The sequence below is a fragment of the Allobosea sp. GW822-FHT05A11 genome, from assembly GCF_058800455.1.
This window is the reverse complement of the sequence record NZ_JBXAMI010000005.1, coordinates 387,597-412,471: the sequence shown is the minus strand read 5'-3', so window position 1 is coordinate 412,471 and position 24,875 is coordinate 387,597. Positions and strand designations below refer to the sequence as shown.

At 66.8% G+C, this 24,875-nt stretch carries 21 protein-coding genes; 4 read left to right on the top strand and 17 right to left on the bottom strand.

Annotated features, from left to right (window positions below):
* Positions 1-56 precede the first annotated feature (56 nt).
* From AC1RLU_RS18960 to AC1RLU_RS18950, 3 genes are all read left to right on the top strand, one after another.
* Complete coding sequence (locus AC1RLU_RS18960; RefSeq protein ID WP_492797449.1) at positions 57-1,016, top strand: dihydrodipicolinate synthase family protein; 960 nt, start codon at positions 57-59, stop codon at positions 1,014-1,016.
* Between the two features lie 123 nt (positions 1,017-1,139).
* A complete protein-coding gene (locus AC1RLU_RS18955) occupies positions 1,140-2,381 on the top strand; it encodes an NAD(P)/FAD-dependent oxidoreductase (RefSeq protein ID WP_492797447.1) in 1,242 nt (413 codons plus the stop codon).
* A gap of 10 nt (positions 2,382-2,391) precedes the next feature.
* Positions 2,392-3,393, top strand: a complete 1,002-nt coding sequence (locus AC1RLU_RS18950) for a 4-hydroxyproline epimerase (protein WP_061966207.1) — start codon at positions 2,392-2,394, stop codon at positions 3,391-3,393.
* A gap of 7 nt (positions 3,394-3,400) precedes the next feature.
* Here AC1RLU_RS18950 and AC1RLU_RS18945 read toward each other — a convergent pair whose 3' ends face one another.
* The 5 genes from AC1RLU_RS18945 to cyoA are packed head-to-tail and all read right to left on the bottom strand — an operon-like array spanning position 3,401 to position 8,262.
* Positions 3,401-4,147 carry an SURF1 family protein gene (locus AC1RLU_RS18945; protein WP_492797445.1) on the bottom strand — a complete coding sequence of 249 codons (747 nt, stop codon included), beginning with the start codon at positions 4,145-4,147 and terminating at the stop codon, positions 3,401-3,403.
* A 10-nt stretch (positions 4,148-4,157) separates the two neighbouring features.
* Complete coding sequence (gene cyoD / locus AC1RLU_RS18940; protein ID WP_492797443.1) at positions 4,158-4,529, bottom strand: cytochrome o ubiquinol oxidase subunit IV; 372 nt, start codon at positions 4,527-4,529, stop codon at positions 4,158-4,160.
* The gene (gene cyoC, locus AC1RLU_RS18935; protein WP_061966279.1) at positions 4,526-5,158 is read right to left on the bottom strand and encodes a cytochrome o ubiquinol oxidase subunit III; all 633 of its coding nucleotides are present in this window, start codon (positions 5,156-5,158) and stop codon (positions 4,526-4,528) included. The genes cyoD and cyoC overlap by 4 nt, the downstream gene beginning before the upstream one ends.
* Before the next feature lie 9 nt (positions 5,159-5,167).
* Positions 5,168-7,168 (bottom strand): cytochrome o ubiquinol oxidase subunit I, encoded by a 2,001-nt coding sequence (gene cyoB, locus AC1RLU_RS18930; RefSeq protein WP_492797441.1) that lies wholly within the window; start codon positions 7,166-7,168, stop codon positions 5,168-5,170.
* An 11-nt stretch (positions 7,169-7,179) separates the two neighbouring features.
* Positions 7,180-8,262: a ubiquinol oxidase subunit II gene (gene cyoA / locus AC1RLU_RS18925; protein WP_492797439.1), complete on the bottom strand. Its 1,083-nt coding sequence runs from the start codon at positions 8,260-8,262 to the stop codon at positions 7,180-7,182.
* 183 nt (positions 8,263-8,445) lie between these two features.
* Between cyoA and AC1RLU_RS18920 the strand changes: the two genes are divergently transcribed.
* Positions 8,446-9,771, top strand: coding sequence for an MFS transporter (locus tag AC1RLU_RS18920; protein ID WP_492797438.1), 1,326 nt, complete (start codon positions 8,446-8,448; stop codon positions 9,769-9,771).
* A gap of 42 nt (positions 9,772-9,813) precedes the next feature.
* Here AC1RLU_RS18920 and AC1RLU_RS18915 read toward each other — a convergent pair whose 3' ends face one another.
* The 12 genes from AC1RLU_RS18915 to AC1RLU_RS18860 form a co-directional block, all read right to left on the bottom strand.
* On the bottom strand, positions 9,814-10,161 hold the full coding sequence (locus AC1RLU_RS18915) for a hypothetical protein (RefSeq protein WP_492797436.1): 348 nt from the start codon (positions 10,159-10,161) through the stop codon (positions 9,814-9,816).
* Between the two features lie 93 nt (positions 10,162-10,254).
* Positions 10,255-11,289 (bottom strand): GSCFA domain-containing protein, encoded by a 1,035-nt coding sequence (locus AC1RLU_RS18910; protein WP_170843487.1) that lies wholly within the window; start codon positions 11,287-11,289, stop codon positions 10,255-10,257.
* Between the two features lie 90 nt (positions 11,290-11,379).
* Positions 11,380-12,837, bottom strand: coding sequence for a polysaccharide pyruvyl transferase family protein (locus tag AC1RLU_RS18905; RefSeq protein ID WP_492797434.1), 1,458 nt, complete (start codon positions 12,835-12,837; stop codon positions 11,380-11,382).
* Positions 12,834-14,006 carry a hypothetical protein gene (locus tag AC1RLU_RS18900; RefSeq protein WP_492797433.1) on the bottom strand — a complete coding sequence of 391 codons (1,173 nt, stop codon included), beginning with the start codon at positions 14,004-14,006 and terminating at the stop codon, positions 12,834-12,836. The genes AC1RLU_RS18905 and AC1RLU_RS18900 overlap by 4 nt, the downstream gene beginning before the upstream one ends.
* Positions 14,003-15,199 (bottom strand): polysaccharide pyruvyl transferase family protein, encoded by a 1,197-nt coding sequence (locus AC1RLU_RS18895; RefSeq protein ID WP_492797431.1) that lies wholly within the window; start codon positions 15,197-15,199, stop codon positions 14,003-14,005. The genes AC1RLU_RS18900 and AC1RLU_RS18895 overlap by 4 nt, the downstream gene beginning before the upstream one ends.
* A 32-nt stretch (positions 15,200-15,231) precedes the next feature.
* A complete protein-coding gene (locus AC1RLU_RS18890; RefSeq protein ID WP_492797430.1) occupies positions 15,232-16,500 on the bottom strand; it encodes a glycosyltransferase family 4 protein in 1,269 nt (422 codons plus the stop codon).
* Positions 16,501-16,538: 38 nt separating this feature from the next.
* Positions 16,539-18,740 carry a glycosyltransferase family 2 protein gene (locus AC1RLU_RS18885; protein WP_061966228.1) on the bottom strand — a complete coding sequence of 734 codons (2,202 nt, stop codon included), beginning with the start codon at positions 18,738-18,740 and terminating at the stop codon, positions 16,539-16,541.
* Positions 18,741-18,744: 4 nt separating this feature from the next.
* The gene (locus AC1RLU_RS18880) at positions 18,745-19,524 is read right to left on the bottom strand and encodes a hypothetical protein (RefSeq protein ID WP_091860589.1); all 780 of its coding nucleotides are present in this window, start codon (positions 19,522-19,524) and stop codon (positions 18,745-18,747) included.
* Positions 19,521-20,768 carry a glycosyltransferase family 4 protein gene (locus AC1RLU_RS18875; RefSeq protein ID WP_492797429.1) on the bottom strand — a complete coding sequence of 416 codons (1,248 nt, stop codon included), beginning with the start codon at positions 20,766-20,768 and terminating at the stop codon, positions 19,521-19,523. Before AC1RLU_RS18875 ends, AC1RLU_RS18880 begins: the two co-directional genes overlap by 4 nt.
* Positions 20,765-21,604 carry a class I SAM-dependent methyltransferase gene (locus tag AC1RLU_RS18870; RefSeq protein ID WP_061966231.1) on the bottom strand — a complete coding sequence of 280 codons (840 nt, stop codon included), beginning with the start codon at positions 21,602-21,604 and terminating at the stop codon, positions 20,765-20,767. Before AC1RLU_RS18870 ends, AC1RLU_RS18875 begins: the two co-directional genes overlap by 4 nt.
* On the bottom strand, positions 21,601-23,895 hold the full coding sequence (locus AC1RLU_RS18865) for a glycosyltransferase (protein WP_492797427.1): 2,295 nt from the start codon (positions 23,893-23,895) through the stop codon (positions 21,601-21,603). The genes AC1RLU_RS18870 and AC1RLU_RS18865 overlap by 4 nt, the downstream gene beginning before the upstream one ends.
* Before the next feature lie 131 nt (positions 23,896-24,026).
* Positions 24,027-24,821, bottom strand: coding sequence for a calcium-binding protein (locus AC1RLU_RS18860; protein ID WP_492797426.1), 795 nt, complete (start codon positions 24,819-24,821; stop codon positions 24,027-24,029).
* Positions 24,822-24,875: the final 54 nt, after the last annotated feature.

Sequence of the window (24,875 nt, the reverse complement as noted above, 5' to 3'; positions counted from 1 at the left end):
GCGCGCCGCCGGGGTGGCGGGGTCTCCGCAAGAACGGCAGCCAGAAGGAGAGCGAGATGAAGGCCCAGATTTTCTCCGGCGTGATCCCCGCGCTGATGACCCCCTGCAAGGCGGACCGCACGCCCGATTTCGACGGGCTGGTGCGCAAGGCCAAGGAGCTGGTCGCCGGTGGCATGTCCGCCGTGGTCTATTGCGGCTCGATGGGCGACTGGCCCCTGCTGACCGACGCCCAGCGCATGGAAGGCGTCGAGCGTCTGGTGAAGGCCGGCATCCCGGTCATCGTCGGCACCGGCGCGGTCAACACTGCCTCGGCCGTCGCCCATGCCGCCCATGCCCAGAAGGTCGGCGCCAAGGGCCTGATGGTGATCCCGCGTGTCCTCTCGCGCGGCTCAGTCATCGCCGCCCAGAAGGCGCATTTCAAGGCGATCCTGACCGCAGCACCTGATCTGCCGGCGGTGATCTACAACAGCCCCTATTACGGCTTCGCCACCCGCGCCGACCTGTTCTTTGCGCTGCGCGCCGAGCATCCGAACCTCGTCGGCTTCAAGGAATTCGGCGGCGCCGACGACATGCGCTATGCGGCCGAGAACATCACCAGCCGCGATGACGGCGTCTCGCTGATGATCGGCATCGACACCACCGTCGTCCATGGCTACGTCAATTGCGGCGCGACCGGCGCGATCACCGGCATCGGCAACGTCCTGCCGCAGGAAGTGCTGCATCTCTGCCAGCTCTCGGTCGCCGCGGCCGCAGGCGATGCCACGGCGCGCCGCCAGGCCCAGGAGCTGGAGCAGGCGCTGGCCGTGCTCTCCTCGTTCGATGCGGGCCCGGACCTCGTCCTGTTCTTCAAGCACATGATGGTTCTGAAGGGCGATAAGGAATACGCCCTGCACTTCAACGAGACCGATACGCTGAGCGACAGCCAACGCGGCTATGCCGAGGCCCAGCTCAAGCTCTTCGACGCCTGGTATGCCGACTGGTCTAAGGCGAACGTCGCCCGCAAGCAGGCGGCCTGATCAACGCCCCCGCGCGGCGGAATCCCTTCCGCCGCGCATCGCCACAATCCATGCTGGGCCTCCCGGATCGCCTGCCGCGTCCGGGCCGAGAACCGAACCCGCATTCGCGAAACGCACCCGCTGATGGCCAATCCCGATGTCATCGTCATAGGCGCCGGCGTGGTCGGCCTCTCCGCTGCGATCGCGGGGCAGGGGCGCGGCCTCACGGTCACAGTGCTGGACAAGACCGGGCCAGCGGCGGGCGCCTCCGCCGGCAATGCCGGCGCCTTCGCCTTCACCGACATCCTGCCGCTGGCCTCGCCGGGCATCCTACGCAAGGCGCCGAAATGGCTCCTGGATCCGCTCGGACCTCTCTCGGTACCGCCAGCTTATGCGCTCAAGATCGCGCCCTGGATGTTCCGCTTCTGGCGGGCCTGCTCGCCCGCCCGCGTCGCCCATTCCACCACGGCGCAAACCGCCCTGATGGACCTGTCCAAGGCGGAGCTGGAGCCTTTCCTGCAGGAGACCGGCACTTTCGCCATGCTGCGCAAGGACGGCAATCTCCAGGTCTATGAAAGCAAGGCCGAGCTTGAGGCCTCCCTGCCGGGCTGGCAGGCCCGCGAGGAGCACGGCATCGAATTCCGCCATCTTGATACCGCTGGCATGGCCGAGATCCAGCCTGGCCTCGCCCCGCGCTTCACCCACGGCACGTTCACCCCCGGCTGGTATTCGATCGCCGATCCGCAGGGCTATACGGTCGCGCTCGCCGACCACTTCCGCGCCCGCGGCGGCATGATCGCGCGGCTGGAGGTCGAGAGCCTCGCGCCTTCCGACGGCGGCGTCACGATCGTGGCCCGCGGCGGCCAGACGCGGCAGGCGAAGCAGGTCGTGCTCGCGGCCGGCGCCTTCTCCCACCGCATCGCCAAGAGCCTGGGCGAGCGCATCCCGCTTGAAACCGAGCGCGGCTACAACACCACGCTGCCGCCCGATGCCTTCGACCTGCGGACACAGGTCACCTTCGGCGGCCATGGCTTCGTCGTCAGCCGGTTGTCGATCGGCATCCGCGTCGGTGGCGCCGTCGAGCTCGGCGGGCTCGACTTAGCCCCGAATTTCCGCCGCTCGGAGGCGATGCTGGCCAAGGCCCGCGCCTTCCTGCCCGGCCTCAAGCCCGATGACGGCGTGCAATGGATGGGCTTCCGCCCCTCCCTGCCGGACAGCCTGCCGGCGATCGGCCGGGCCCGCGTCACGCCTCACGTGGTCTACGCTTTCGGCCATGGCCATCTCGGCCTAACGCAATCGGCCGGCACCGCCCGGCTGGTCGCCGACCTCTTGACGGCTCGGCCGCCCGCCATCGACATCGCTCCCTTCTCACCGCAGCGCTTCTGAGAGTCGGACCATGGCCAGCCACACCTTCTCCTGCATCGACGGCCACACCTGCGGCAATCCCGTGCGCCTCGTCTCCGGCGGCGGCCCGCGCCTCGAAGGCGCCAACATGCTGGAGAAGCGCGCGCATTTCCTGCGCGAGTTCGACTGGATCCGCACCGGCCTGATGTTCGAGCCGCGCGGCCATGACATGATGTCGGGCTCGATCCTCTATCCGCCGACCCGCCCCGATTGCGACGTCGCCGTGCTCTTCATCGAGACCTCGGGCTGCCTGCCGATGTGCGGCCACGGCACCATCGGCACCATCACCATGGGCATCGAGAACGGGCTGATCACCCCGCGCGAGCCGGGCAAGCTCTCGATCGAGGCGCCCGCCGGCAAGGTCGATATCAGCTACCGCCAGGAGGGCCGCTTCGTCGAGGAAGTCCGCCTGACCAATGTGCCGGGCTTCCTTTATGCCGAAGGCCTGACCGCGGAAGTCGAGGGCCTCGGCGAGATCGTCGTCGACGTCGCCTATGGCGGTAATTTCTACGCGATCGTCGAGCCCCAGAAGAACTTCCGGGACATGGCCGACCATACCGCCGGCGAACTGGTCGGCTGGTCGCCCAAGCTGCGCGCCGCGCTGAACAAGAAATACGAATTCGTCCATCCCGAGCATCCCGAGATCCAGGGGCTCAGCCATATCCAGTGGACCGGCAAGGCGACGAAGCCGGAGGCCCATGCCCGCAACGCCGTGTTCTACGGCGACAAGGCGATCGACCGCTCGCCCTGCGGCACCGGCACCTCGGCCCGAATGGCGCAGCTCGCCGCCAAGGGCAAGCTCGCGGTCGGCGACGAGTTCATCCATGAATCGATCATCGGCTCGCTGTTCAAGGGCCGCGTCGAGGCGGCGACGACCGTGGCCAACCGCCCGGCGATCATCCCTTCCATCGCCGGCTGGGCCCGGATGACCGGCTACAACACCATCTTCATCGACGACCGCGACCCCTTCGCCCACGGCTTCGTCGTCACCTGAGGCCGCTTCAGCTTGCGGACGGCTCGTCCGATCCCCGGCGGATCAGGAAGACCACGGCCCCGGCGCTCATCAGTGCAAGGCAGAACCAGGTCAACGCATAGACCAGATGCGTGTTGCGGAAGCTGACCTGGGTCATGCCGCCCTGCGGCAACGGGCCGGGTTCAGTGGCCGCATCGGCATCGACGAAATAGGGCGCAACCGCACCCAGGCCTCGTGCAGCAGCGATCGCGGCAACGTCGCGCGAATACCAGCGCCCCGCAGCGGGATCGTTGTTGCGCAGGAATCCACCGCCAGGCTCGTTCAGGCGCAGCAACCCGACGATCCGCGTGTCCCCCGTTCCGGCCGCACGGCGCTCATCCACCCCGCGCCGATCCTCCGGCACGAAGCCGCGATTGATCAGCACGGTGAAGCCGGTATCGCTGCGGAACGGCGCCATGACCCAGAAACCCGGCCCGCGCTCGGTCACGGCCATGGTCAGCGTCTCCGACGCATCGAGATAGCGGCCCTGCAGGACGACGCGACGATACTCGTCGGAGGCCGCATCGATCTCGCTCCACGCCGCCGGCCCCGGCGCTGCGACCGGGGCAGCATGAATCCGCGCCTCGACGCGGGCGATCAGGTCGAGCTTCCAGCTTCGGCGCTCGACCTGCCAGATGCCGAGCCCTGCGAAGATGAGCGTGAACAGACAAAGCGCCACGGCAAAGGCGAATCGAGCAAACCCACCGCGCGTGTGCCCGCCCGCATCCACCGACATCGGCCCTGCCTTACATTCTGTGCATGTCCGGCATCATGTTGCTGTTGAGGTGGAACATCACCCAGAGCGAGCCGGCGAGCACAATCGCCACGATGACGAGGGTGAAGATCAGCCCCATCATGTTCCAGCCTCCCTCCGAGCGGCCGTTCATGTGCAGGAAATAGACCATGTGGACGACGATCTGCGCGGCTGCGAAAGCCATGATCACGATCGCCGTCAGCGTCGCGTTGCCGAGTACGTCGTTCATGACGAGCCAGAACGGGATCGCGGTCAGGACGACCGAGAGCAGGAAGCCGGTGACATAGCCGCGCAAGCTGCCATGCGGTGCGTGATCGGCACCGTGGGCATCATGCGGTTCGACGTGGCTTTGGGAACCGCTCATTTCAGCACGCCCATCAGGTAGACGAAGGTGAAGACGCCGATCCAGATGACGTCGAGGAAGTGCCAGAACATCGAGAGGCACAGCAGGCGCCGGCGGTTCGCCTCGATCAGCCCGCGCTTCGAGACCTGCACCATCAGCACCGTCAACCAGATCAGGCCGAAGGTGACGTGCAGGCCGTGCGTGCCCACCAGCGTGAAGAAGGAGGACAGGAAGGCGCTGCGCATCGGCGTCGCGCCCTCGCGGATGAGATGCGCGAACTCGTAGAGCTCGATCGCCAGGAAGGCGAGGCCGAACAGCCCGGTGACGACGAGCCAGCGCTGCATCAGCGCCTGCTTGCCCTTGTCCATCGCCAGCATGGCGAAGCCATAGGTGATCGATGAGAACAGCAGCATGGCGGTGTTGACCGCCACCAGCCTGAGGTCGAACAGGTCGGCGCCGGACGGCCCGGCCGCGTAGTTCCGGCCCAGCACGCCATAGGTCGCAAAGAGGACTGCGAAGATCAGGCAGTCGCTCATCAGATAGAGCCAGAAGCCGAGCATGGTCGAGCCGCCGGAATGGGCGTGATCGTCCCCGGTGACGTAGAATGCCGGCACGCTCGCGGCTTGAGCCTGTGCTTTCGCCTTGGCCATCATCGCCCCTCAGGCCCGTCCGAGCTGTCGGCTTCGCGCGTCCTCTTCCCGCACGACATCGTCGGCGGGGATGTGGAAGTCGCGGTCGTAGTTGAAGCTATGGATGATCGCGGTCGCGACCACGCCGATAAAGGTCAGCGCCGCCAGCCACCAGATGTACCAGATCAGCGCGAAGCCGCAGATTGTCGCAAGCCCGGCGATGATCACGCCGGCGCCGGTGTTCCGTGGCATGTGGATCGGCTTGAAGCCGCCGAGCGGACGGCTATAGCCGCGCTTCTTCATATCGGCCCAGGCATCGAGATCATGCACAATCGGCGTGAACGCGAAATTGTAGGCCGGCGGCGGCGAGGAGGTCGACCATTCCAGCGTGCGCCCGTCCCACGGATCGCCGGTCACGTCGCGCAGTTGCTCACGGCGCATGATGCTGACGGCGATCTGGATGATGAAGCAGAGGATGCCGAGCGCGATCAGCACCGCGCCCATAGCCGCGACGACGAACCAGATCTGCAGCGACGGGTCCTCGAAGCGGCTGAGCCGCCGCGTCACACCCATCAGGCCGAGCACATAGAGCGGCATGAAGGCGACGTAGAAGCCGATCACCCAGAACCAGAACGAGAGCAGGCCCCAGAACCGGTCGAGCTTGAAGCCGAAGGCCTTGGGGAACCAGTAGGCGATGCCGGCGAAGACGCCGAAGACCACGCCGCCGATGATGACGTTGTGGAAATGGGCGATCAGGAACAGGCTGTTATGCAGCACGAAATCAGCCGGCGGCACCGCCAGCATCACGCCGGTCATGCCGCCGATGACGAAGGTCAGCATGAAGGCGAGAAGCCACATCATCGGCAGCTCGAAGCGGATGCGGCCGCGATACATCGTGAACAGCCAGTTGAAGATCTTCGCGCCCGTCGGGATCGAGATGATCATCGTCGTGATGCCGAAGAACGAGTTCACGCTGGCGCCCGAGCCCATCGTGAAGAAATGGTGCAGCCAGACGAGATAGGACAGGATGGTGATGACCACCGTGGCATAGACCATCGAGGCATAGCCGAAGAGGCGCTTGCCGCAGAAGGTCGAGGCCACCTCGGAATACACCCCGAAGATCGGCAGGATCAGGATGTAGACCTCCGGATGGCCCCAGATCCAGATCAGGTTCACGTACATCATCGGGTTGCCGCCGAGATCGTTCGTGAAGAAATTGGTGCCGACATAGCGGTCGAGCGTCAGCAGCGCGAGTGTCGCCGCCAGGATCGGGAAGGTCGCGACGATCAGGACGTTGGTGCAGAGCGCGGTCCAGGTGAAGACCGGCATCCGCATCATCTCCATGCCGGGCGCCCGCATCTTCACGATGGTCGCGATCAGGTTGACGCCGGACAATGTCGTGCCGACGCCCGCGATCTGCAGGGCCCATAGGTAGTAGTCCATGCCCACCCCGGGCGAGTAGGCGGCCCCCGAAAGCGGCGGATAGGCGAGCCAGCCGACCTTGGCGAATTCGCCGATGAACAGCGACATCATCACCAGCACGGCGCCGCTCACCGTCATCCAGAACGAGAAATTGTTGAGGAAGGGGAAGGCGACGTCGCGCGCGCCGATCTGCAGCGGCACGACATAGTTCATCAGGCCGGTGACGAAGGGCATCGCCACGAAGAAGATCATGATCACGCCATGCGCCGTGAAGATCTGGTCGTAGTGATGCGGCGGCAGATAGCCCTCGTTGGCGCCGAAGGCGATCGCCTGCTGGCCGCGCATCATCAGCGCATCGGCGAAGCCGCGCAGCAGCATGATGACGCCGAGGATCATGTACATGATCCCGATCTTCTTGTGGTCCACGCTGGTGAACCACTCGTGCCAGAGATAGCCCCAGAGCTTGAGCCGAGTGACCAGCGCGACGAGCGCGAGACCGCCGAGCGCCACCGCAGCGAAAGTCCCGATCAGGATCGGCTCGTGATAGGGGATCGCCTCAAGGGTGAAGCGCCCGAAGATCAGCTTCCACCAGTCGGGATAGGAGGTCATCGTTCCCAGCCTCAGTTGGCGACGCGCGCGGTGACGCCCGCGGTGCCGTAGACATCGGTCGGCGTGCAGATCGCCGTCACGAAGGGTCGCGGCGGCATCGGCTGCCCGCCCCGGCGCACGCTCTTGTCGTATTCGAGCTGCGCGACGATATGGATGCCTTCCTTGCCGCCACCGCCCCTGGCGTCCAGCGCCATCATGTCGCGCGTGCACATCTTGGCCCGATCGACGCACATGTTGAGGATGGCGCTGAACAGGTCGGACGGAATGTCTCGGAAATAGCGAACCGCCTCGCGCTCGCTCGGCTTTTCCAGCACGAGATAGTCCTCGCGCCCCAGCGGGCTGCCGGTGCGGATCGCGCCCTGCACCCAGTCGCCGAAACCCTTGTCGTCGACGCCGCGGAAGCGGAAGCGCATGTCGGAGAAGCCGGCGCCGCTGTAATTGGCCGAGAAGCCTTCGAACTCGCCGGCATGGTTGATCACGGCGTTGAGCTTCGTCTGCATGCCCGGCATCGCGTAGATCTGGCCGGCCAGCGCGGGAATGAAGAGCGAGTTCATCACCGAGGACGAGGTGATGCGGAACTCGATCGGCTGGTCGACCGGCGCCACGACCTCGTTGAGCGAGGCGATACCTTGCGCCGGGTAGAGGAACAGCCATTTCCAGTCGAGCGCGACGACCTCGATGACGAGCGGCTCCTTGCGGGCCCCGTTTCCGCCGGCCTTCGCCTCGACTGCCGGCTTGCCGGCGCTGATGCGGTCGAGCGGGCGGTAGGGGTCGAGCAGATGCGTGCCCATCCAGGTCATGGCGCCGATGACGATGATGATCAGCAGCGGCACCGACCAGATCACCACCTCCAGCGGCAGAGAATGGTTCCAATCCGGATCGTAACTGGCCTTGGCCGAGGCGCGGTAGCGCCAGGCGAAGAAGATCGTCAGCGCCATCACCGGCACGATGATCAGCAGCATCAGCCCGGTCGAGGCGAGCAGCAGGTTGCGTTGCTGCAACGCAACATCGCCGGACGGGCCGAGCAGCACCATCTGGCAGCCGCCGAGCAGCGCGAAGAGCGGCAGGACCGCTAAAAAACGAAAGATCCGCAAGAGACTCGAGACCTCCCTCATCCGGGACTGCCGTTCTCTATTCCCATTCTTTCGCACCGCACATAAGACAATCTGTCTCATTGCGATGGTTTGACGGGTGGCTTCTATCCACCGTATCCATTTGTACGAGGTGCGGGCAAGTCCGGTTCGGCCGGCTCGCCTCCCAACGAGGAATTCGCGGTCATGAGCGCTGACGCGGCGAACCATTCAACGAGGCATCCGGCGGACGAGCATGGCCGCGACCACGTGTCGCCGGCCGATATCGCGCTCGGCGTCATCATCGGCCGGACCTCGGAATATTTCGATTTCTTCGTCTTCGGCCTCGGCTGCGTGCTGGTTTTCCCCGAGCTGGTCTTCCCCTTCGCCGACCGCCTGACAGGGACGATCTATTCCTTCGGCATCTTCGCGCTGGCTTTCGTCACCCGCCCGATCGGCTCGGTGCTGTTCTTCGCCATCGACCGCCGTTACGGCCGCGCGACCAAGCTTACCGCCGCCCTCTTCCTGCTCGGCGGCTCGACGGCGGGCGTCGCCTTCCTGCCGGGCTATGCGACGCTCGGCATCTGGTCGATCGTCATCCTCGCCGGCTTCCGACTGCTGCAGGGCATCGCGCTCGGCGGCGCCTGGGACGGGCTGTCCTCCCTGCTTGCGCTCAATGCCCCGCCCAACCGCCGCGGCTGGTATGCGATGCTGCCGCAGCTCGGAGCGCCCTTCGGCTTCATCCTCGCGGCCGGGCTCTTCGCCTATTTCGAGGGTGCGCTCTCGAAGCAGGATTTCCTCGGCTGGGGCTGGCGCTATCCCTTCTTCGTCGCGCTGACGATCAACGTCGTCGCGCTCTTCGCCCGGCTGCGCATGGTCGCGACCCAGGAATTCGCCCAGCTGATGGAAACCCGCGAGCTGATGCCGGTCCCGGTATTCGAGCTCATCCGCGTCCACGGCCGCACCCTCATCCTCGGCGCCTTCGTGCCGCTGGCGAGCTTCGCGCTCTTCCACCTCGTCACGATCTTCCCGGTGAGTTGGATCAATCTCTTCACCGACCGCTCGGTTTCCGAGTTCCTGCTGGTGCAGGCCGCCGGCGGCGTGGTCGGCGCAGGCGCGATCGTCACCTCCGGCCTGATCGCCGACCAGATCGGGCGCCGCAACACGCTGCTGCTCTCGGGCGGGATGATCGCGCTGTTCAGCCTGTCGAGCATCGTCGCTCCGCTGCTCTTCGGCGACAGCCTTGCCGGCCAGACGATCTACGTGATCATCGGCTTCGGCCTGCTCGGCCTCGCCTATGGCCAGACGGCCGGCGCGGTCGCGTCCAGCTTCAAGGCGCAATACCGCTACACCGGCGCGGCCCTGACCTCCGACTTCGCCTGGCTGATCGGCGCCGGCTTCGCCCCGCTGGTCGCGCTGACGCTGTCGAGCAGCTTCGGTCTCGCCTGGGTCGGCCTCTACCTGCTCTCCGGCGCGCTCTGCACGCTGGCGGCCCTTTGGATCGACCGGCGGCTGGAAGGGCGCTACGGCTAAGGCATTCTCCGCCTCGACGAAGAGGCCTCGCCCGCACGCGCTTCAGAGCCGCTTCCGGCAGAGCGCGGCTTCGGCCTTCGTCGCCTCCCTGACGATGCGCGTGGCGACGACCGGTGGCTTCCGGCCCTCATCGATCTCGCCGGCAAAGACGATCGTGCCGTAATAGGTGCCGCTGACCTCCGCCACGCGCTTGCGCTCGGCTTCCGTCAATTGCGTCAGCGACGCGTCCGTGCGCGACAGGCGCCGGTTGGAGGGCAGGAGCAGGACGTCGCGGGCCGGGCATGGCGCCCGGAAGCAGCGCAGGCCGTTATCGCAAGCGACGAACAGGGTTTCAGCCTGAACGGGTTGCCAGAGCAGGAAGCACAGGGCCGATGCGGCGACGATCCTCATGATGTCCTGTCCTCCCATACCGCGCGGGGGGCGTCGTCCATACGGATGACGCCCCCCGCTGTTCAGAAACAAGCACGCAACAGCATCGAGCCGTCAGGCGGCCTGGGGCTGCTCCGCAGGCGCCAGATAGGCGCTCTGGAAGGTCGACATCACATGCGCGACCATGTCGCGGGCAATGTGGAGCTGATCGTCCTGGAAGGCGAGCGCGCGCGGCGAGTTCAAAACGATCTCGTAGCTCGGGAAGTAGTCGACGAAGTCGTGGCGCCGGAACAATTCCTCCGCCACCGCCCGCAGCAGCGATTTCGAGGCGCTATTGGCGACGATGACATCGGCGTCCTTGAAGGTCGCGCCGAACGGCACCGGCGACACCGTGACGACGAAGCGCATCTCCGGATGGCAATGCTCGCGGATCAGCCCGATGATCTCCTCCATGTCGGCGAGCGTCGCGTCGTAGCCGTAATCGACGAAGCGGAAGCGCTCCGGCATCCGCTGCAGCCAGGTCGGGCCGGGATGGGCGTTCATGGCGATGCCGGTCTCGGCGTCCTGCCAGGTCTCGGTCAGGCCGAGCGTGAAGAAGCAGATGCGCGCCTGCTTGATCTGCGCGGTCGCCTCGGTCAGGCGCCTGCGATTGGCGAAGGCGCTCTCGCGATCCAGCAATCGCAATCCGCTGGCCTGCGGATCGAACCATTGCCCGGGCGCGAGCTCGATCAGCCCCTCGTCGGGATAGCTCTCGCCGAGCAGCACACGCTTCAGCTCATGGGTCATCGAGCGCACCGAATACTTGTTGAGCGCTCCGCGGCTGAGCTGGCCGCGATCGGCCCCGCCGCCGCGGCCGGTTTCCTCGCTCCAGCTCTCGAAATGCTCGGCCGGCACGCCATGGCCTGCGAGCAGCAGCGGCAGGCCGCGCAGCATCAGGATGTTCTCGACCTCGCGCGCAAAGCAGGAGCCCATGGTGAAGATCGGCCAGGACGGGTCGATCCTGAATTTCGGCTTGTGCGCCACGGCGAGATAGTCGCCGGTCGTCAGGCGCTCCCTGGCCATCTTCTCGGGCTTGCCGGAGGTCCAGCCGCGCACCGGGTTGCCGCGCATGATCGAAAGGGCCGTGCCTGCATCATATTCGATCTTCATGATCGTCTCCTGGTTCGTGGAAGCCGATAGCCGGAAGGCCTTCGCGCCCCGCCAGGCTTGGCGAAGCCGTTCATGCCCCCGGAGCAGCCTTCACATCCGGTGGGGAATGCCGTTCCGGTCGAGGAAGCCGCGCATCCGGTCGTAGGAGCCGGCATAGCTCTTCGCGAGGCCGTTCAGAGCCGCCTCCTGATAGACCGCGCGCCAGCCGCCCTCGGCCAAGGCCGCCTCGGGCACGACCGGGATCTTCAGCGTCTCGGCCAGCTCCTGGCTGCGCGTGTCATAGGCGACGAGCACGCCGGGCACGCCATGCGCGACGGCCGGCAGCACGCCATGGACGCGATAGCCGACCGCAAGATCCTGCGAGCGGGCAAAGGCGTCGTAATGCTCGACATCGAAGAACGAGAACAATTGCTTCTCGTAGATCCGGCGCATCGCGGCGTCGTCCGATCCGCTCCACCAGCCGGTCCGGGTGAACTCGGCGACCGCTTTATCCTTCGCAACCGGATCGCGCAGGAAGAACGCCTTCTCCTCCTGCTCACCATGCGAGGACATCACCATCTCGCTCTGGCTGTCGACCTTGAGCAGGGCCGCCTTCTGGTTGCGCAGATAGGCTTCCGGATCGGCGGTATAGCTCTTGTCGGCCTCGCGGCGCAGGCTGAACGCGACCTTGCGGATATCGCGCTGGTCTGGGATGCGGATCTTGAGGTCGCGGTTGCGGGTGCGGAAGATCGAGGGACAGCCGACCACCTCGACATTGCGGATGCCGTTCTGTCGGAGCGTCTCGGCACTGAAGGCACCGCGCACGCCGATCGCCGCCGAGCGCTCGGCCACGATCGACCAGAAGCGCTTCGAAGCCTCGGGCAGTTCGATCTTGCGGTTCTGGCTCGCCTGCGCGCCGACGCCGATGGCATAGACCGGCAGCTTGACCTTCTCCAGCACCTCGACGGCGCGGAACCACTCCATGCTCTCATGGATGAAGTTCGAGCCGCGCACGAAGACGAAATCGAACTCGCTGGCATAGCGCGCGATGTCGGCATCCGTGGGCGACATGATCTTCATCGGCTCCAGATGCGCGTAATCGAGGAGCTTCAGCGTGGAATCGTAGACGATCATGTCGCCGATGTTGAAATAGTCGCTGAGCAGCTTCTCCATCGGCGCGCGATACCAGCGCACCTTGTCATGGTCGTAGACCTCGCCCGCTGGATAGATCACCAGCGCCCGCAGGGCCTTGGTCTTCGACACCGGGCGCAGTTCCGAGCCGGGCGCCAACGCGCCGGTGCGGGCATCCGCGACCGCGATGGAGCGCAGCCGTGTCTCAGGCAGGGCCGGCAGCGGAATGGCGATCTCCGCCACCGTCGCATCGCCGGTGACGAGCGCGCCCGGATGGATCGTGGCGTATTCCTGCCCATCGAGCAGCAGGCGCAGCGGCGCCCAGGCTCCGCCGGGCTCGCGCGCCACGAGGACCACGACCTCCTGCGTGGTCGCGCGCAGGATTTTCATGGGCAGCACGGCCTGGCTGGCCGGAACAGGGTGCGCGGGCGCGTTCATGAGCCCTCCTTGACGAAGCGAAGTTTCAGGCGGACCAGATCGCGGTCGGGGCCGAGCTTGCAGCCGGCGACATGCATCCTGGTCATGAACAGATAGGGCTGATCGCCCGTGGTCTCGAAGTTGCGCGAGGGTGAGGCCGGATCGGCGATGGCCCCGTAGCCATAGCGCTCACGGTCGCTGCAATCCTTGCTCCACATGGTCGGGTGCGTGACCAGCGTCTGCAGCGGCGACCAGGTCACGAGGTCCTTCGACCAGCTATAGGCGACGCGCCCGCCGACGATGCCCTGACGGGGATCGGGGCCGAGATGGAAGATCGCGAGCCATTGCCCGCTCGCCTCGTGCCGGGTGACCGAGCCGACCGTGGTCGGCAGGTGCTTCAGCGGCTGGCACGGCCGCGCCTGGCTGAGATCGTCGCGATAGGGATCGACCGCCGGAATCGTGAAATCCTGCCCGTCGAAGGCGCGCCAGGTCGCCGGATCCTTGAGGTCCGTCGAGCGGAACAGGCAGACGCCGTTCTTCTGGCCCTCTCCGCCGGTCGTCGCGATCAGCGAATACCAGGCGCCGTCCTGCTGGACGATGTTCGACGGGTTGAAGAAGCCGCGATGCCGGCCCTGGCCGACATCCTGCTTGTAGGGCGGTGCCGCCACCAATGGGCGCGGTTCGTCGGTCCTGAAGCTGCGCCCGCCATCATCGGACCGGGCGGCGGTGACGACATTGTACCAGCAGCTCATCGCCTCCTTGAAGCGACAGGCGCCGGGATGCTTGTCGGCGTGGTATTCGGCATGGATCAGCGCCTGGACATGGCGGCCGTCATCAGTCCAGGTCGCGGCAATCCAGCTCTTGTCGCTGAACTGGCTCGGATCAGCGCTGTTCTTCGCCTGGAAGGAGACCGCGCAGCTCTTGCGGAGCGACGTGAGGTCTCGGCCGATCAGCGGGCGACTGCGGTAATGGCTGGCAAAGGCGACGACCTCGCCCTTGTCGTCGCGGAAAGCGCGCAGCGGCGCGTCCGGCAGGTCCCATTCCTCGCAGCGCTCGCGCGCCCAGGAGACCACCGTCTCCTCCTGCGCGCCGGGCGCGAGTTCGAGCCGATAGCTCTGCGCGACCGCGGGCAGCGCCAGCAGCAGGCATACGGCAGACAGCGCCGCCTGCAGGGCGCGAGCGCCCCTCATGCCACCTTCCTTTCCGGCGCGGGCACCTGTTGGGCAGCCGCAGCCGGCTTGACCATCTTGTGATCGACCTTGTTCTCGCTGAGGAATGCGCTCATCGCGCGGTAGACCTGCCCATAGGCGGCGTTGAAGCGATCGAAGCGCGCCTGATCCCAGTGTTCCTCCAACCTGAAATCCTGGCCGGCGAAGACGTCGATGCTCGGGATCTTGAAGGTGTCCGCGAACTCGACAGTGCGGCTGTCATAGGTGAAGTAGATCGAGGGCGTGCCGTTCGCGAGCGCCATCAGGTTGCCGTGCAGACGGTAGCCGAGCACGAGGTCGAGCCCACGCACCAATCGCTCGTATTCCGCGACCACGTCGGAATAGAACATCCGGGTCTGGTAGAGACGCTCGACCTGCTCGTCGAGATACCAGCTATTGGCCCATTCATTGGCGCGCAGTGCCGTCATCGCCTGCGCCTGCTGGTCGATGGTGCCGAGCGCGAGCTTCTTCTCCTCGACCTCGCCCTGCGACATCAGCGTGACCTCGAAACGATCCGCCATCGCCTTCACCAGCGAGCGGTGGAAGGTGAGGTAGCGCTTGATGTCCTGCGCATAGGTCTTGGAGACCTCGCGCCTGAGCGTCACGCCGGCGGTCTTGACCTGCTCCAGCGGCGGCAGCCGAATGGCGAGGTTGGGGTCGTTGTTCCGGAACGCCGTCGGGCAGCCGATGATGCGGACATTCTTGATGCCGAGATCGTTCAGCACCTCCGCCGAATAGGTGCCGCGCACGCCGAGCGAGGCCGTCGAATCCGAAATGAGCTTGAGCACCGTTTTGGTGTCCTCGCTCAGTTGCAGCTTGCCGCTGACCGGCGCCTGCGCGCCGATGCCGAAGGCGATCACCGGGATCTTCAGCCGGCGCAGCACCTCGGGCGCCTGCGCCCAGTTCATCTGCGCATGGACATAGTTGGAGCCGCGCAGGAAGACGTAATCGTATTCGGCATTGAGCCGGTCGATCATCGCGGGATCGACGCGGTCGATCGGCAATTCGTCGAGCTTCTCGAAATTGAGCAGCTTCAGCGAGGAATCGAAGACGAAGGCGTCGCCGATATTGTGATAGTGCTCGATATGGCTCTGCAGATCGGCATGGCGATACCAGCGGACATTGTCGTGGTCATAGACCTCCCCGGAGGGGCTGATGACGAGGATGCGGGCCATGGTCGGGTCTCCCCTGTTCTTTCGTTATGGTTTCAGGCGATCATCGCGGCAGGGTCCTGCCGCACGGGCGCAGGCTTGCTGCGTTCCGCCAGCAGGCGGCGGTAGAGATCGAGATGCGTCCCGGCGCATTCGACATGGCTCATCGGCTGCTTGATGCCGCCGCGCAGTCGGTCCCAGAGGCCGGGCTCGGTCAGCGCGCGCGTCATGCAGTCGACGAGGTCTTCCGGGCTGCCCGGCCGGAAATGCAGGCCGTCGACCTCGTCGGTGATCTTCTCGGCCATGCCGCCGAGATTGCTCGCCAGGATGGGGCGGCCGTGGAAGAACGCCTCCTGGATCACGATCGGCGAGTTCTCCCACCAGACCGAGGGCATCACCATCCAGTCGACCGAACGCATCAGGTTCGGCATTTCGCGGTTCTGGAAGGCGCCGCAGAAGCGCACCCGCCGTCCGGCCGCCTCGACGAGCTTGGCGAACTTGTCCTGATAGGCCTGCGGCTGCCGTTCCAGGTTGCCGCCATAGACCAGCAGGATCGAATCCTCGCCCCAGACGTCCTCGGGAATGCGCGTCACCGCATCGATCAGCACGTCGGCGCCCTTGTAGGGCGTGAGCTGGCCGAAATAGGCGAAGCGCGAACGCCGCCCCTTGCCCTCCGGGAGTGGCCGGGGTGGCGCGGCGCCGGCGACGTCGATGCCGTTCTCGATCACCGAGAAACGATCCTCGGCGAGGCCCCAGTCGACATAGCGGTCGACGAGGAAGCGGCTCGGCGAGACGAAATGGTCGGCGAGCCCCAGCATGCCCTTGATGAAGGTCTCGCGCGCCAGGAATCGCGCCGGCGAGATGTCGGGGAAGCAGGCGTTGCAGTCGGTCGGCGACGCCTGGTAGCAGAGCTTGAAGGCCCCGGTCTTCACCATCTGGCCATGGTGGTGGCAGATCGAGAGATATTCGTGGAAGGTCACCACGATCAGCGCGTCCGGCAGCGCATCGCGCACCGCGAACAGGCATTCGAGGCCGAGCCCGATGAAATGGTGGAAATGCACCACATCCGGCTTCAGGTCGTTCAGCACGCGGACGAAATCGCGCTCGATCTCTTCGGTTGCCCGGTTCGAGATCAGGAAGTGGTCGTAATCCTCGGCGTAGTAGAGCAATTCGCCGCCGCGTTGGCGCAGGCTCATCAGCGCCGTGCCGGCATGGCGCGGCGTCGGCGCGCCGACGCGGGCGAGGAAATGGGAATCGACGCCTTCGCCGGTCTGCAACCCCTTGTGCAGGTTGTAGGAGGCGACCTCTGCGCCACCCAGGGACATCGAAGGATGGCCGTGCGATATCACGAGAACCCGCATCCTCAGCCTTTCATGTTGGAGATGGCGAGCGCCCAGCGCCGGTCGAAGCTGGTGCGGTCGGCAAGCTGCGCGAGCACACCCGCATGCGGCGCGGCGGTCTCGCCGTCATCGACCGCGTAGACCTCGACATCGGGCACCCAGAGCGAGGGCGAGCCCGCCATCCGGAGCTTGAGGCAGAGATCGAGCCCCTTCTCCGCCGTGGTGAAATAGTTGCGCGCGAAGCCGCCGACCTCGATGAAGGCGGCGCGCGACAGGACGCAGCATTCGCTGGCGCCGGCCGCGACCTCCATCGGGCCGAGATTGCCGACGGCCTCCAGCGGATAGCCGACGAAACGGTTGGCGATGCGCCGGCTCGCGCCCTCGCCTTCCAGCCAGGCGCCGGCCCAGCGGATCGAATCGTCCTCGAAGAGCAGCGTCGGGCTCGCCACGCATTGGCCGCCGCGCGCACGGTAGGCCCGCTCCAGCCGGCCGAGCCAGCCGGGCATGCGGATCTGGGCGGCACCGGACAACAGAGCGACAGTGTTGAAGCGGCAGGCGCGAACGCCAGCCTCCAGCGCATCGCAGGCATCCTCGACGCCCTCGACCGCAACGAGCCGCACCGACAATCCATAGAAGCGCGCGAGCCGGCGCGCTTCCGCGCCGACGCGGTCGAAGCTCTCCGAGGGTGCCGCGAGCACGATCGGCAAGGGCCGCGCTTCCGGGTCCATCGCGAGCAAGGCGAACAGCGCCGACAATTCGCGATGGCGGTGATCGAGCCCGATGACGAGGCCAAGCGCAGCTTCCGGGTCGAAAGCACCGACATCGAGCGTCTCAGCAGCGCGCGGCGGCGCGATCTCGGCCGCCTGCAGCGCCGGCGCGATCTGCCGTTCGACCACGGCATTGGCCGTCGAGGAACGGGCATCGAGCAGGCCGAGTACGCGCTCGAGCGCCCGCCGCGCCGGGGCGCGATTGGGTTCGAGCGGCAGGAAGGCAGGACCGGTTCCCTGCACCTCGAAGGCGAGATGCAACGGCTGGCCGGCCTCCGGCAGGAGTTTTGGCGCAAAGACGATGAAGCCGTGATTGTTGCGCCGGGATGCCAGCGCCGGGCCGAAGCGCGGGTCTTCCATGAAGGCTGCCGTCACGTCGGCGCGCTGCACCCGCGTCCACAGGCGATCGACGGCGCAGGACTGACTGCCGCTGCGCAGCGTGACGCCACCGACCCGGCGCTCGGGATCGAACAGCCAGCCGATGATGAGCACGCCGGTGCCCTCGACCACGGTCACCGAGTCGATGCCGGCTCGCACCGGCTCCTCCAGCAGGCAGACCGTGTCGCGCCCGTCGAAGCGCTGCGAGGCGCGCTTGAGCTTGTCGGCTGTCGCCTGGGGCGCGGTGCCGCGCTGCAGGCCGTCGCGCAGATGGCCGGGCACGGTGATCGGCTCGAGCAGGACGTAGCGCTCATAGACCTCGAGCGCGCGCCAGCCATCATTGCCGCGGAAATAGAGTCGTTCGATCTCGCCGGGATGCTGGACGTGACAATCCTCCAGCAGGCCGAAGAAGCCGCGCGCGCCCTCGCCGAGATCGTCGCGCTCGAAAGTCCCGGTTTCGAGATGGGCCGGCGACAGGCCACCATGCGAGATCAGCAGCTTCACCCGCCCGGCGGCGAAATGAGAGGTCCAGCCCTGCAGGAAGATGCTGCGTTCCGCCCCCGCGATATCGTCGAGCCTGCCCATCACCTCGACGAAGCCGCCCGGCCGCGCGACCGTCTGCAGCAGCATCGCCACGGCCCTGAGGCGCCGCGGATTGGGCGCGCCGGTCAGCAGCACTTCGAGCAATCCGTCGACCACGCTCGGGAAAGCCTGCCCGGCATCATCCGCGAGTTCGGAGAGGAAAGCCTGCAGGGGCTGCGGCTTCGGCGCCAAGATCAGGCGCAGCGGCCGACCGGGCCTGCCGATCAGCAGCGCGCCGGTGCCGCTGCCGTCGACGCTGGGCGCCGGCGCGAGACACAGGAAACCGGTGGCCGCCGAAGGTTCGGCGCCGGGCCGGCGCCAGCTCAGCACCATGGTCTGCGCGCGGTTGCGCGGATTGCCGTCGACCGCGACCGGCACCTTGGCCGGAATGGCGTCGCAGATGCTGCGGACGAGGATCGCGTTCTCGCCGAGCGGCGTCCAGGCCACGGTTGGTGCCTGCGCAACCGCCATCCTGTCGGGAACGATGACCTCGCTCATCGCCTCAGCCTCCCCACAAGGTGACGGCGAGCGTGACGAAGGACATCACCGCCGCGAGTGTCGACAGGAAGCCGAGGATGACGGTGACCTGCCTGAGCGGCGCCCGCGCCTCCTTGCGGATCGCATCGAGCCGCTCGTCGAAGCCGCGCAGCGTGCCGTCGAAACGCAGCTGGAAGACGTCGAGCTCGCCGAGTCTCCGCACGATCTCGGTCTGGCTCTCGGTCTCGGCCTTGGTCGCCTCGGCCAGCGCATGGTTTTCTTCGAGCCGCGCCGCGATGCGGTCGAGCTTCTCGTTGAGCTCCTTCTGCGCGAGCTGGGCACGCCGGTTGAGCACGATCAGCATTTCGACCTTGTCGAAGAAGCGTGCCAGCGGCACGGCGATCGCCGCTTCCGCCGCGAGCTCGTCCGCCGCCGGCAGGCGCAGTTCCAGCTCCACGCCCGTCGCCGCGGAGACGCCGACGACCGTCAGGCGCGCACGCGCTGCAACCAGCGTCTCGTCGAGATCGATCGAGAAGGCGTGCTTGCCGTCGCCGATGCCGTTGCGGCGCAGGTCGATGCGGCTCTGGTCGGCCTTTGCTTCCGCGACGACCTTGCCGTCCAGGGAAACCCTGACCGTGATCGCCTCGTCGGGGCGGGCCTCGTCCCAGATCCAGCCATGCAGGCGGCTGCCGTCGAGGGCATCGACCCGTCCGTTCAGGCGCGAGGGGTTGATATTGGGAAGGCGGACCTCCTGGTCCTGTTCGGGAAGGCGGACTTCGTTGTCCTGGTACTGAGCCGTTGTCATGCGGCCTCCGCGAGCTTGAGGTCATCGAAGAGGGCGAGGTAGCGGCCGGCGCAGCCGGCTAGCGTTGGCTGCTCGGCGATGCCGTGGACGAGGCGCTGCCAGAGGCCAGCGTCATCCATCGCCCGGCGAAGGGTGCGGGCCAGTGCGGCCGGATCGCCCGGCCGGACATGCAGCCCGTCGATCTCGTCACGCACCATCTCGGCCATGCCGCCGATGGCGCTGACGATCGGCGGCCGGCGGTGCTGGAACGCTTCCTGGATGACGAGCGGCGCGTTCTCCCACCAGATCGAGGGCATTACCACCCAGTCGACCTCGGCCATCAGGCCCGGCACTTCTTCACGGGAATAGGCCCCGCAATGCGTGACGACGCCCTCCGCGCCAGCGAGCGCCGTATCGAGCGCGGTCGTGAAAGCCTCGCTCTGGAAAGGCGCGCCGCCATGGATGCGCAGCGAGAACTCGGTATCGCCGGAAGCGTGCAGCAATTGCGCCGCCTGCAGCAGCGGCAGCACGCCCTTCCAGGGGTTGAGATTGCCGAAATAGCCGAAGCTGGTGCGCCGACCTTTCGCCTGCCGATGTGGCGCGGCCTCCTGCGCCGGGCGGGCATTGGCGATGACCTCGATCCGCTCGCCGGGCAGGCCCCAGTCGACATAGCGCTGGCGCAGGAAGCGGCTGGGCGCGACGAAACGGTCGACCGCCGCCAGATGCGTCTTGATGAAGCGCTCGCGCAACAGGAAGCGATCGGAGCCGATCTCGGGGAAGCAGCCATGGCAGGCCGAGGGCGAGGAGCCGTTGCAGCGCTGGCGGTCGCCTGGCCGGACCATCAATCCGTCATGGTGGCAGATCGGATAGTAGTCGTGCAGCGTCATCACGATCGACGCCTGCGGCAGCAGCCGGCGGGCCAGCGTCAGGAACTCCGCGCCGATCAGCACGAGATGATGGACGTGGATCACGTCCGGCCGGAACTCCTCCAGCAGCGTCGCGAGGTCCTGCAACGTGCCGTAATGGTCGATCTGGCTCATGTGGAAGCGGTCGTAATGCGCACTCCACAGCACCACGTCCTCGCCGATCGCCTGCAGCGCCGTGCCGGGGTGCGGCTCGCGATGCATCGCATTGGTCGCTCCGAGGAACAGCACCTCGCAGCCCTGTTCGCGATAGGCCTGCGTCAGGTCATGCGCGAAGATCTCGGTGCCGCCCGGATGCAGCGAGGGGTGGTTATGCGCGACGACGAGGATGCGCCGGCTCATGCCGTGCCTCCTGGTGCCTTGCCCCCCGGTTTCGTCGCGATCAGCAGGTCCTGGTAATGCGCCGCGCTGATGCCGCGCCAATGCCCGGGCCGCAGCGCCTCCACAGTGAGCCCGGCCTGCGTCGCCTGCTCCAGCAGGAAACGGCTGTCGATGCCGGCAGCAGCAAGCGGCGCCTCGTCGATGGCGTACCAGCCTGGCCCGTCCTGCCAGCGCTTGAACGAGAGGCGCTCCTGCCCCGTCGAGGTGCCATCGATCGCGAAGGCCGTGAGGAAGAGGCGCCCGCCCGGTGCCAGCAGGCGCGCCGCCTCCTGCAGATAGACGACGAGCTCCTCAGGCGGCAGATGCGTCGCGACCGAGGTCATCGTCACGAAATCGAAGCTGCCATTGGCAAAGCCGAAGCGGACCTCCAGGCCCGGCAGGGACCCTTGCGGATTGTAGAGCGGATGGGCGATGTCGAGCCGCTGGAAGCGGAAGCGCGGATAGGCCGGCGTGATCGTCTGGGCGCACCAGAGGATGCCCTCCATCACCGGATCGACGCCGTCATAGCTGCCGCGCTCAAGATCGAGATATTGCGTCAATGGCACCGCCATGCGGCCGATGCCGCAGCCGATATCGAAGACGCGCTCATGCGGTTTCAGCCGGCCGATCCGGATGAAATGGCCGAGGAATTCCGCGCCGATCGCGCGATAGTCGCCGTCGCCGACGAAGATCGAGTCCGGGGGCGGATGCGGCATGAAGCGATTGCTCTGCAGCGACGCCATCAGCCAGTCGAGCTCCGGCCCGGCGGAAACCTCCGCGGGAACAGGCTCTGGTGCGATCTGTCTCAGGGCGGTCATGCTGCGGTCGCTCTCCTGAAGCCGAAGCGGGGAACAAGGTCGGGTTCGCTGGGAGCGACGGGCGCCGGCAAGGCGAGCTCCGGCGCGGATGTCTCGAAGGCCTGCATCAGCGCATCGATCTGCGCGCCCCAGCGCTGGCTTTGCAGCCAGGCATTGTGCTGGGAGGCGGCGCCGCGCGTGTAGTCGACGCTGCGCGCGATCGACTGCCGTTCGAGATGGTAGAGCGCGACATCCGGCACGTAGAGGATGCCGAAGCCGGCGCGGCGGATCTTGAGGCAGAGGTCGCTGTCCTCGTAATCGCCGATCACATAGCTCTCGTCGAAGCCGCCGAGCTCCTCGTAGAGATCGCGCGCCATGACGATGCAGGCCCCGGTGACGCCGGGCACCGGCCGCTCGACATTGGCCGGCGCATAGCTTCCGGGCATGCCCTTGAAGTAATGATGGTTGAGCCAGGTGCCTTTGCTGTCGCGCTTGAAGAACAGCCCCGCATGTTGCAGCGAGCCGTCATCGTAGAGCAGCTTCGGGCCGACGGCGCCGACCCGTGCTCCACGGTCGAGCCTAGTGATCAATGCCGGCAGCCAGTCATTGGCGGTGGGGATCACGTCGGAGTTGACGAGAGCGAGAACCTCGCCGCGTGCCTGGTTCGCGCCCGCATTGCAGGCGGCCGAGAACCCGCCATTGCGCCGCATCGCCACGAGCTGCATCGGCAGGCCGTAGGCAAGATGCAATCCGCCGAGGAGGTGAGCGACCTCCGCCTCGTGCTCGGGTGAATCGAGCACATAGATTAGTTCGGCATTCTCGGCGAACCAGCGGTCGCCGGCGAAGGCCGCGACCTGCACGCGCAGGAAATCATAGACGCGGTAGAGCGGGATCACGACCGAGGCCTTCGGCCGCGCCAGCGGCTGGCCGAACGTCCTGACAGTCGGTTCGGGCCGGCTGTCGCGCAAGTCCTCCTGGCAGGCGGCGAGCACCGGCGCGAGCGTCGTCTCCAGCATATCGGCAGTCAGATATTGCGGCGGGATCGCCGCGAGCGCCCTCGCCCGGATCGTCACGGCATCGGCCGGCTGCACCGGTGGTCGCAGCGTCAGCGTCGTGCCGGATTTCAGCTTGATCTCGCAGCGCGGCTGCAGCACCGGCGCCCCGGTGGCATAATCCGAGGCGAAACCGGCAAAGCCCGTGGCGGCGCGCGTCTCGCCATCCGCTCCGGCCGGCAGGCGGACGGGGAAGCGTTGCAAATGCGCGAGCATCGCAATCGGCTCGCCATTGCCACGATGCAGCAGCACCTCCTCCAGGAGATCGTCGGGATCGCGCAGCCAGCCGCCGATCAGGAGCCCCGCCCGGTTGCAGACAGCGAGATCGAGCTCGGCAGCAGGCAGATCGTCGCTGCGGCGAACATGCTGGACGGCGAGCGGCACGCGCCGCTGCATCTCGATGGCGAGCAGGCGGCCCTGCTCGGACAACCCCGCAAGCTGCTCGACGACCCAGTTGCGCAACCCGTCCCGGCTGGCGGCCTTGCCCGCCCACCAGCGGCCAAGCGAAGCCGCCGCCTGCCGACCGGGCAAGGCGCGCAGCACGAGCGAGCGCTCGCCCTGCAGAATGAGGAGCCCGCCGCCACGGCTGGGCGGCGCGTCCAGCACGAGATGAAGTTCGCGCTTGCCGCTGCGATCGGTGGCGCCCAGCCGAGCCTTGAGATCGAGGCGCGAAAGCCCGGTGCCATCAAGGCGCGCGACGCCCTGCAAGGCACCGAAATCGGCCGGCACGGCCGTCTCGAACAGCCACTGGCCTTCGACCAGGGCCGCGGTCGGCTGCATTGCCGCCGGCTTGGGAAACAGGGTCAGCAGAAGCTGACGCAGAAAGGATAGGTAGTTCGGGATCGCAGCGAGACCGAACAGCGGCGGCCAGGACCGGACCAGCGCATTGGCGAGCGTCAGGCGCGCCTGCGGGGCAAGCTCCTTCAGAAGCTCGGCCGGGTCGGCGAGACCATGAACCAGCGTCGGGTCGAAACCGGCCGTTACATCCCCCTGCGGCCCGTGATCGCTGAGGGTCGCGACGACATTGTCATGGCCCGACGAGCGGAAGGCGACGACGAGCCGCTCGCGTCCATCGCGCAGGCCGAGCGAAATCGAGGCCGCAGGCAGGCGCCGGCCACCACCGTTGAGCGCGATCGCAGGCTTGCCGAAAGGCGAGGCCTCGAGCGTCCAGCAGAGCAGGAAGACCGGACCGCCGAGGCGGTGGAGTTCGAGCTGGGCCGGCGGTGTCGTCGCCATCGCGACGGGCGCAAGTGAAAGCATTGGGGCGTTCCTGCGGCACGGAGAATCCCGGAGCGCTTGCGGAAAGCGGGGGGACACTTTCCGGGGGCATGCGCGCTCCGGGGCAGCAAACCCTTGCCCAGCCATCGGCCGGGCAAGGGGTCGCATCAGGGTCAGGCGACCGTGAAGTAGGAGTTCGGATCGGCCTGAACGTCGTCGGCGGAGACACCGACCAGGGTCAGGCTGTCGCCATTGCCAAGATCGATGATGGTGTTGCCGCCGACGGTCGTGGCACGCGCAGCCACGTCTTCCGCGGAGTGGACACCCGTGCCGTTGATGTCGGACGCGATCTGCAGCATGTCCGAGCCGGCCTGGAAGTCGAGGACGACGTCGTTACCGCCGCCGCCGGCGAACACGAAGGTGTCGCTGCCGGCGCCGCCATGCAGGATGTCGTTGCCGGCACCGCCGAACAGCATGTCGTCGCCCGCGCCGCCCTGCAGGATGTCGTCGCCGGCGCCGCCATTCAGGATATCGGCGCCGTCACCGCCCTGAAGGACGTCGTTTCCGGCGCCACCCTGGAGAATGTCGTCGCCGGGGCCGCCCTGCAGGATGTCGTTGCCCTCGCCGCCGATCAGGACATCGTCGCCGGCATTGCCGCGCAGGATGTCGTCGCCCGCGCCGCCGGAGAGGATGTCGTTGCCCTCGCCGCCGAACAGGGCGTCATTGCCCTCGTCGCCGGACAGGACATCGTCGCCGAGCCCGCCGAAGAGGGTGTCATTGCCCTCGCCGCCGAACAGGGCATCGTTGCCACCGTCGCCGAACAGCGTGTCATCACCCTCTTCGCCGAACAGGGAATCGACCTGATCCCCACCCTTGACGATGTCATCGCCGGCGCCGGCGAGGATCACGTCGCTGAAACGACTTCCAATCAAAAAGTCGTCGAATGCACTTCCTTCGATCGTTGCCATACGGCACCTCCTCAGCGATCTGATGAACCTGGAACGTTCGACGGCCGCACCGCG

What these genes read in the sequence shown, in the direction of transcription:
- cyoB (WP_492797441.1), bottom strand. Translation starts at nt 7,168, where the DNA reads ATGACCTCCTATCCCGACTGGTGGAAGCTGATCTTCGGGCGCTTCACC.
- AC1RLU_RS18865 (WP_492797427.1), bottom strand. Translation starts at nt 23,895, where the DNA reads ATGCTTTCACTTGCGCCCGTCGCGATGGCGACGACACCGCCGGCCCAG.
- AC1RLU_RS18860 (WP_492797426.1), bottom strand. Translation starts at nt 24,821, where the DNA reads ATGGCAACGATCGAAGGAAGTGCATTCGACGACTTTTTGATTGGAAGT.
- AC1RLU_RS18955 (WP_492797447.1), top strand. Translation starts at nt 1,140, where the DNA reads ATGGCCAATCCCGATGTCATCGTCATAGGCGCCGGCGTGGTCGGCCTC.
- AC1RLU_RS18960 (WP_492797449.1), top strand. Translation starts at nt 57, where the DNA reads ATGAAGGCCCAGATTTTCTCCGGCGTGATCCCCGCGCTGATGACCCCC.
- AC1RLU_RS18890 (WP_492797430.1), bottom strand. Translation starts at nt 16,500, where the DNA reads ATGTCCCTGGGTGGCGCAGAGGTCGCCTCCTACAACCTGCACAAGGGG.
- AC1RLU_RS18905 (WP_492797434.1), bottom strand. Translation starts at nt 12,837, where the DNA reads ATGAACGCGCCCGCGCACCCTGTTCCGGCCAGCCAGGCCGTGCTGCCC.
- AC1RLU_RS18945 (WP_492797445.1), bottom strand. Translation starts at nt 4,147, where the DNA reads ATGTCGGTGGATGCGGGCGGGCACACGCGCGGTGGGTTTGCTCGATTC.
- AC1RLU_RS18920 (WP_492797438.1), top strand. Translation starts at nt 8,446, where the DNA reads ATGAGCGCTGACGCGGCGAACCATTCAACGAGGCATCCGGCGGACGAG.
- cyoD (WP_492797443.1), bottom strand. Translation starts at nt 4,529, where the DNA reads ATGAGCGGTTCCCAAAGCCACGTCGAACCGCATGATGCCCACGGTGCC.
- AC1RLU_RS18880 (WP_091860589.1), bottom strand. Translation starts at nt 19,524, where the DNA reads ATGACAACGGCTCAGTACCAGGACAACGAAGTCCGCCTTCCCGAACAG.
- AC1RLU_RS18870 (WP_061966231.1), bottom strand. Translation starts at nt 21,604, where the DNA reads ATGACCGCCCTGAGACAGATCGCACCAGAGCCTGTTCCCGCGGAGGTT.
- AC1RLU_RS18895 (WP_492797431.1), bottom strand. Translation starts at nt 15,199, where the DNA reads ATGGCCCGCATCCTCGTCATCAGCCCCTCCGGGGAGGTCTATGACCAC.
- AC1RLU_RS18915 (WP_492797436.1), bottom strand. Translation starts at nt 10,161, where the DNA reads ATGAGGATCGTCGCCGCATCGGCCCTGTGCTTCCTGCTCTGGCAACCC.
- AC1RLU_RS18885 (WP_061966228.1), bottom strand. Translation starts at nt 18,740, where the DNA reads ATGAGCGAGGTCATCGTTCCCGACAGGATGGCGGTTGCGCAGGCACCA.
- AC1RLU_RS18875 (WP_492797429.1), bottom strand. Translation starts at nt 20,768, where the DNA reads ATGAGCCGGCGCATCCTCGTCGTCGCGCATAACCACCCCTCGCTGCAT.
- AC1RLU_RS18910 (WP_170843487.1), bottom strand. Translation starts at nt 11,289, where the DNA reads ATGAAGATCGAATATGATGCAGGCACGGCCCTTTCGATCATGCGCGGC.
- AC1RLU_RS18950 (WP_061966207.1), top strand. Translation starts at nt 2,392, where the DNA reads ATGGCCAGCCACACCTTCTCCTGCATCGACGGCCACACCTGCGGCAAT.
- cyoC (WP_061966279.1), bottom strand. Translation starts at nt 5,158, where the DNA reads ATGGCCAAGGCGAAAGCACAGGCTCAAGCCGCGAGCGTGCCGGCATTC.
- AC1RLU_RS18900 (WP_492797433.1), bottom strand. Translation starts at nt 14,006, where the DNA reads ATGAGGGGCGCTCGCGCCCTGCAGGCGGCGCTGTCTGCCGTATGCCTG.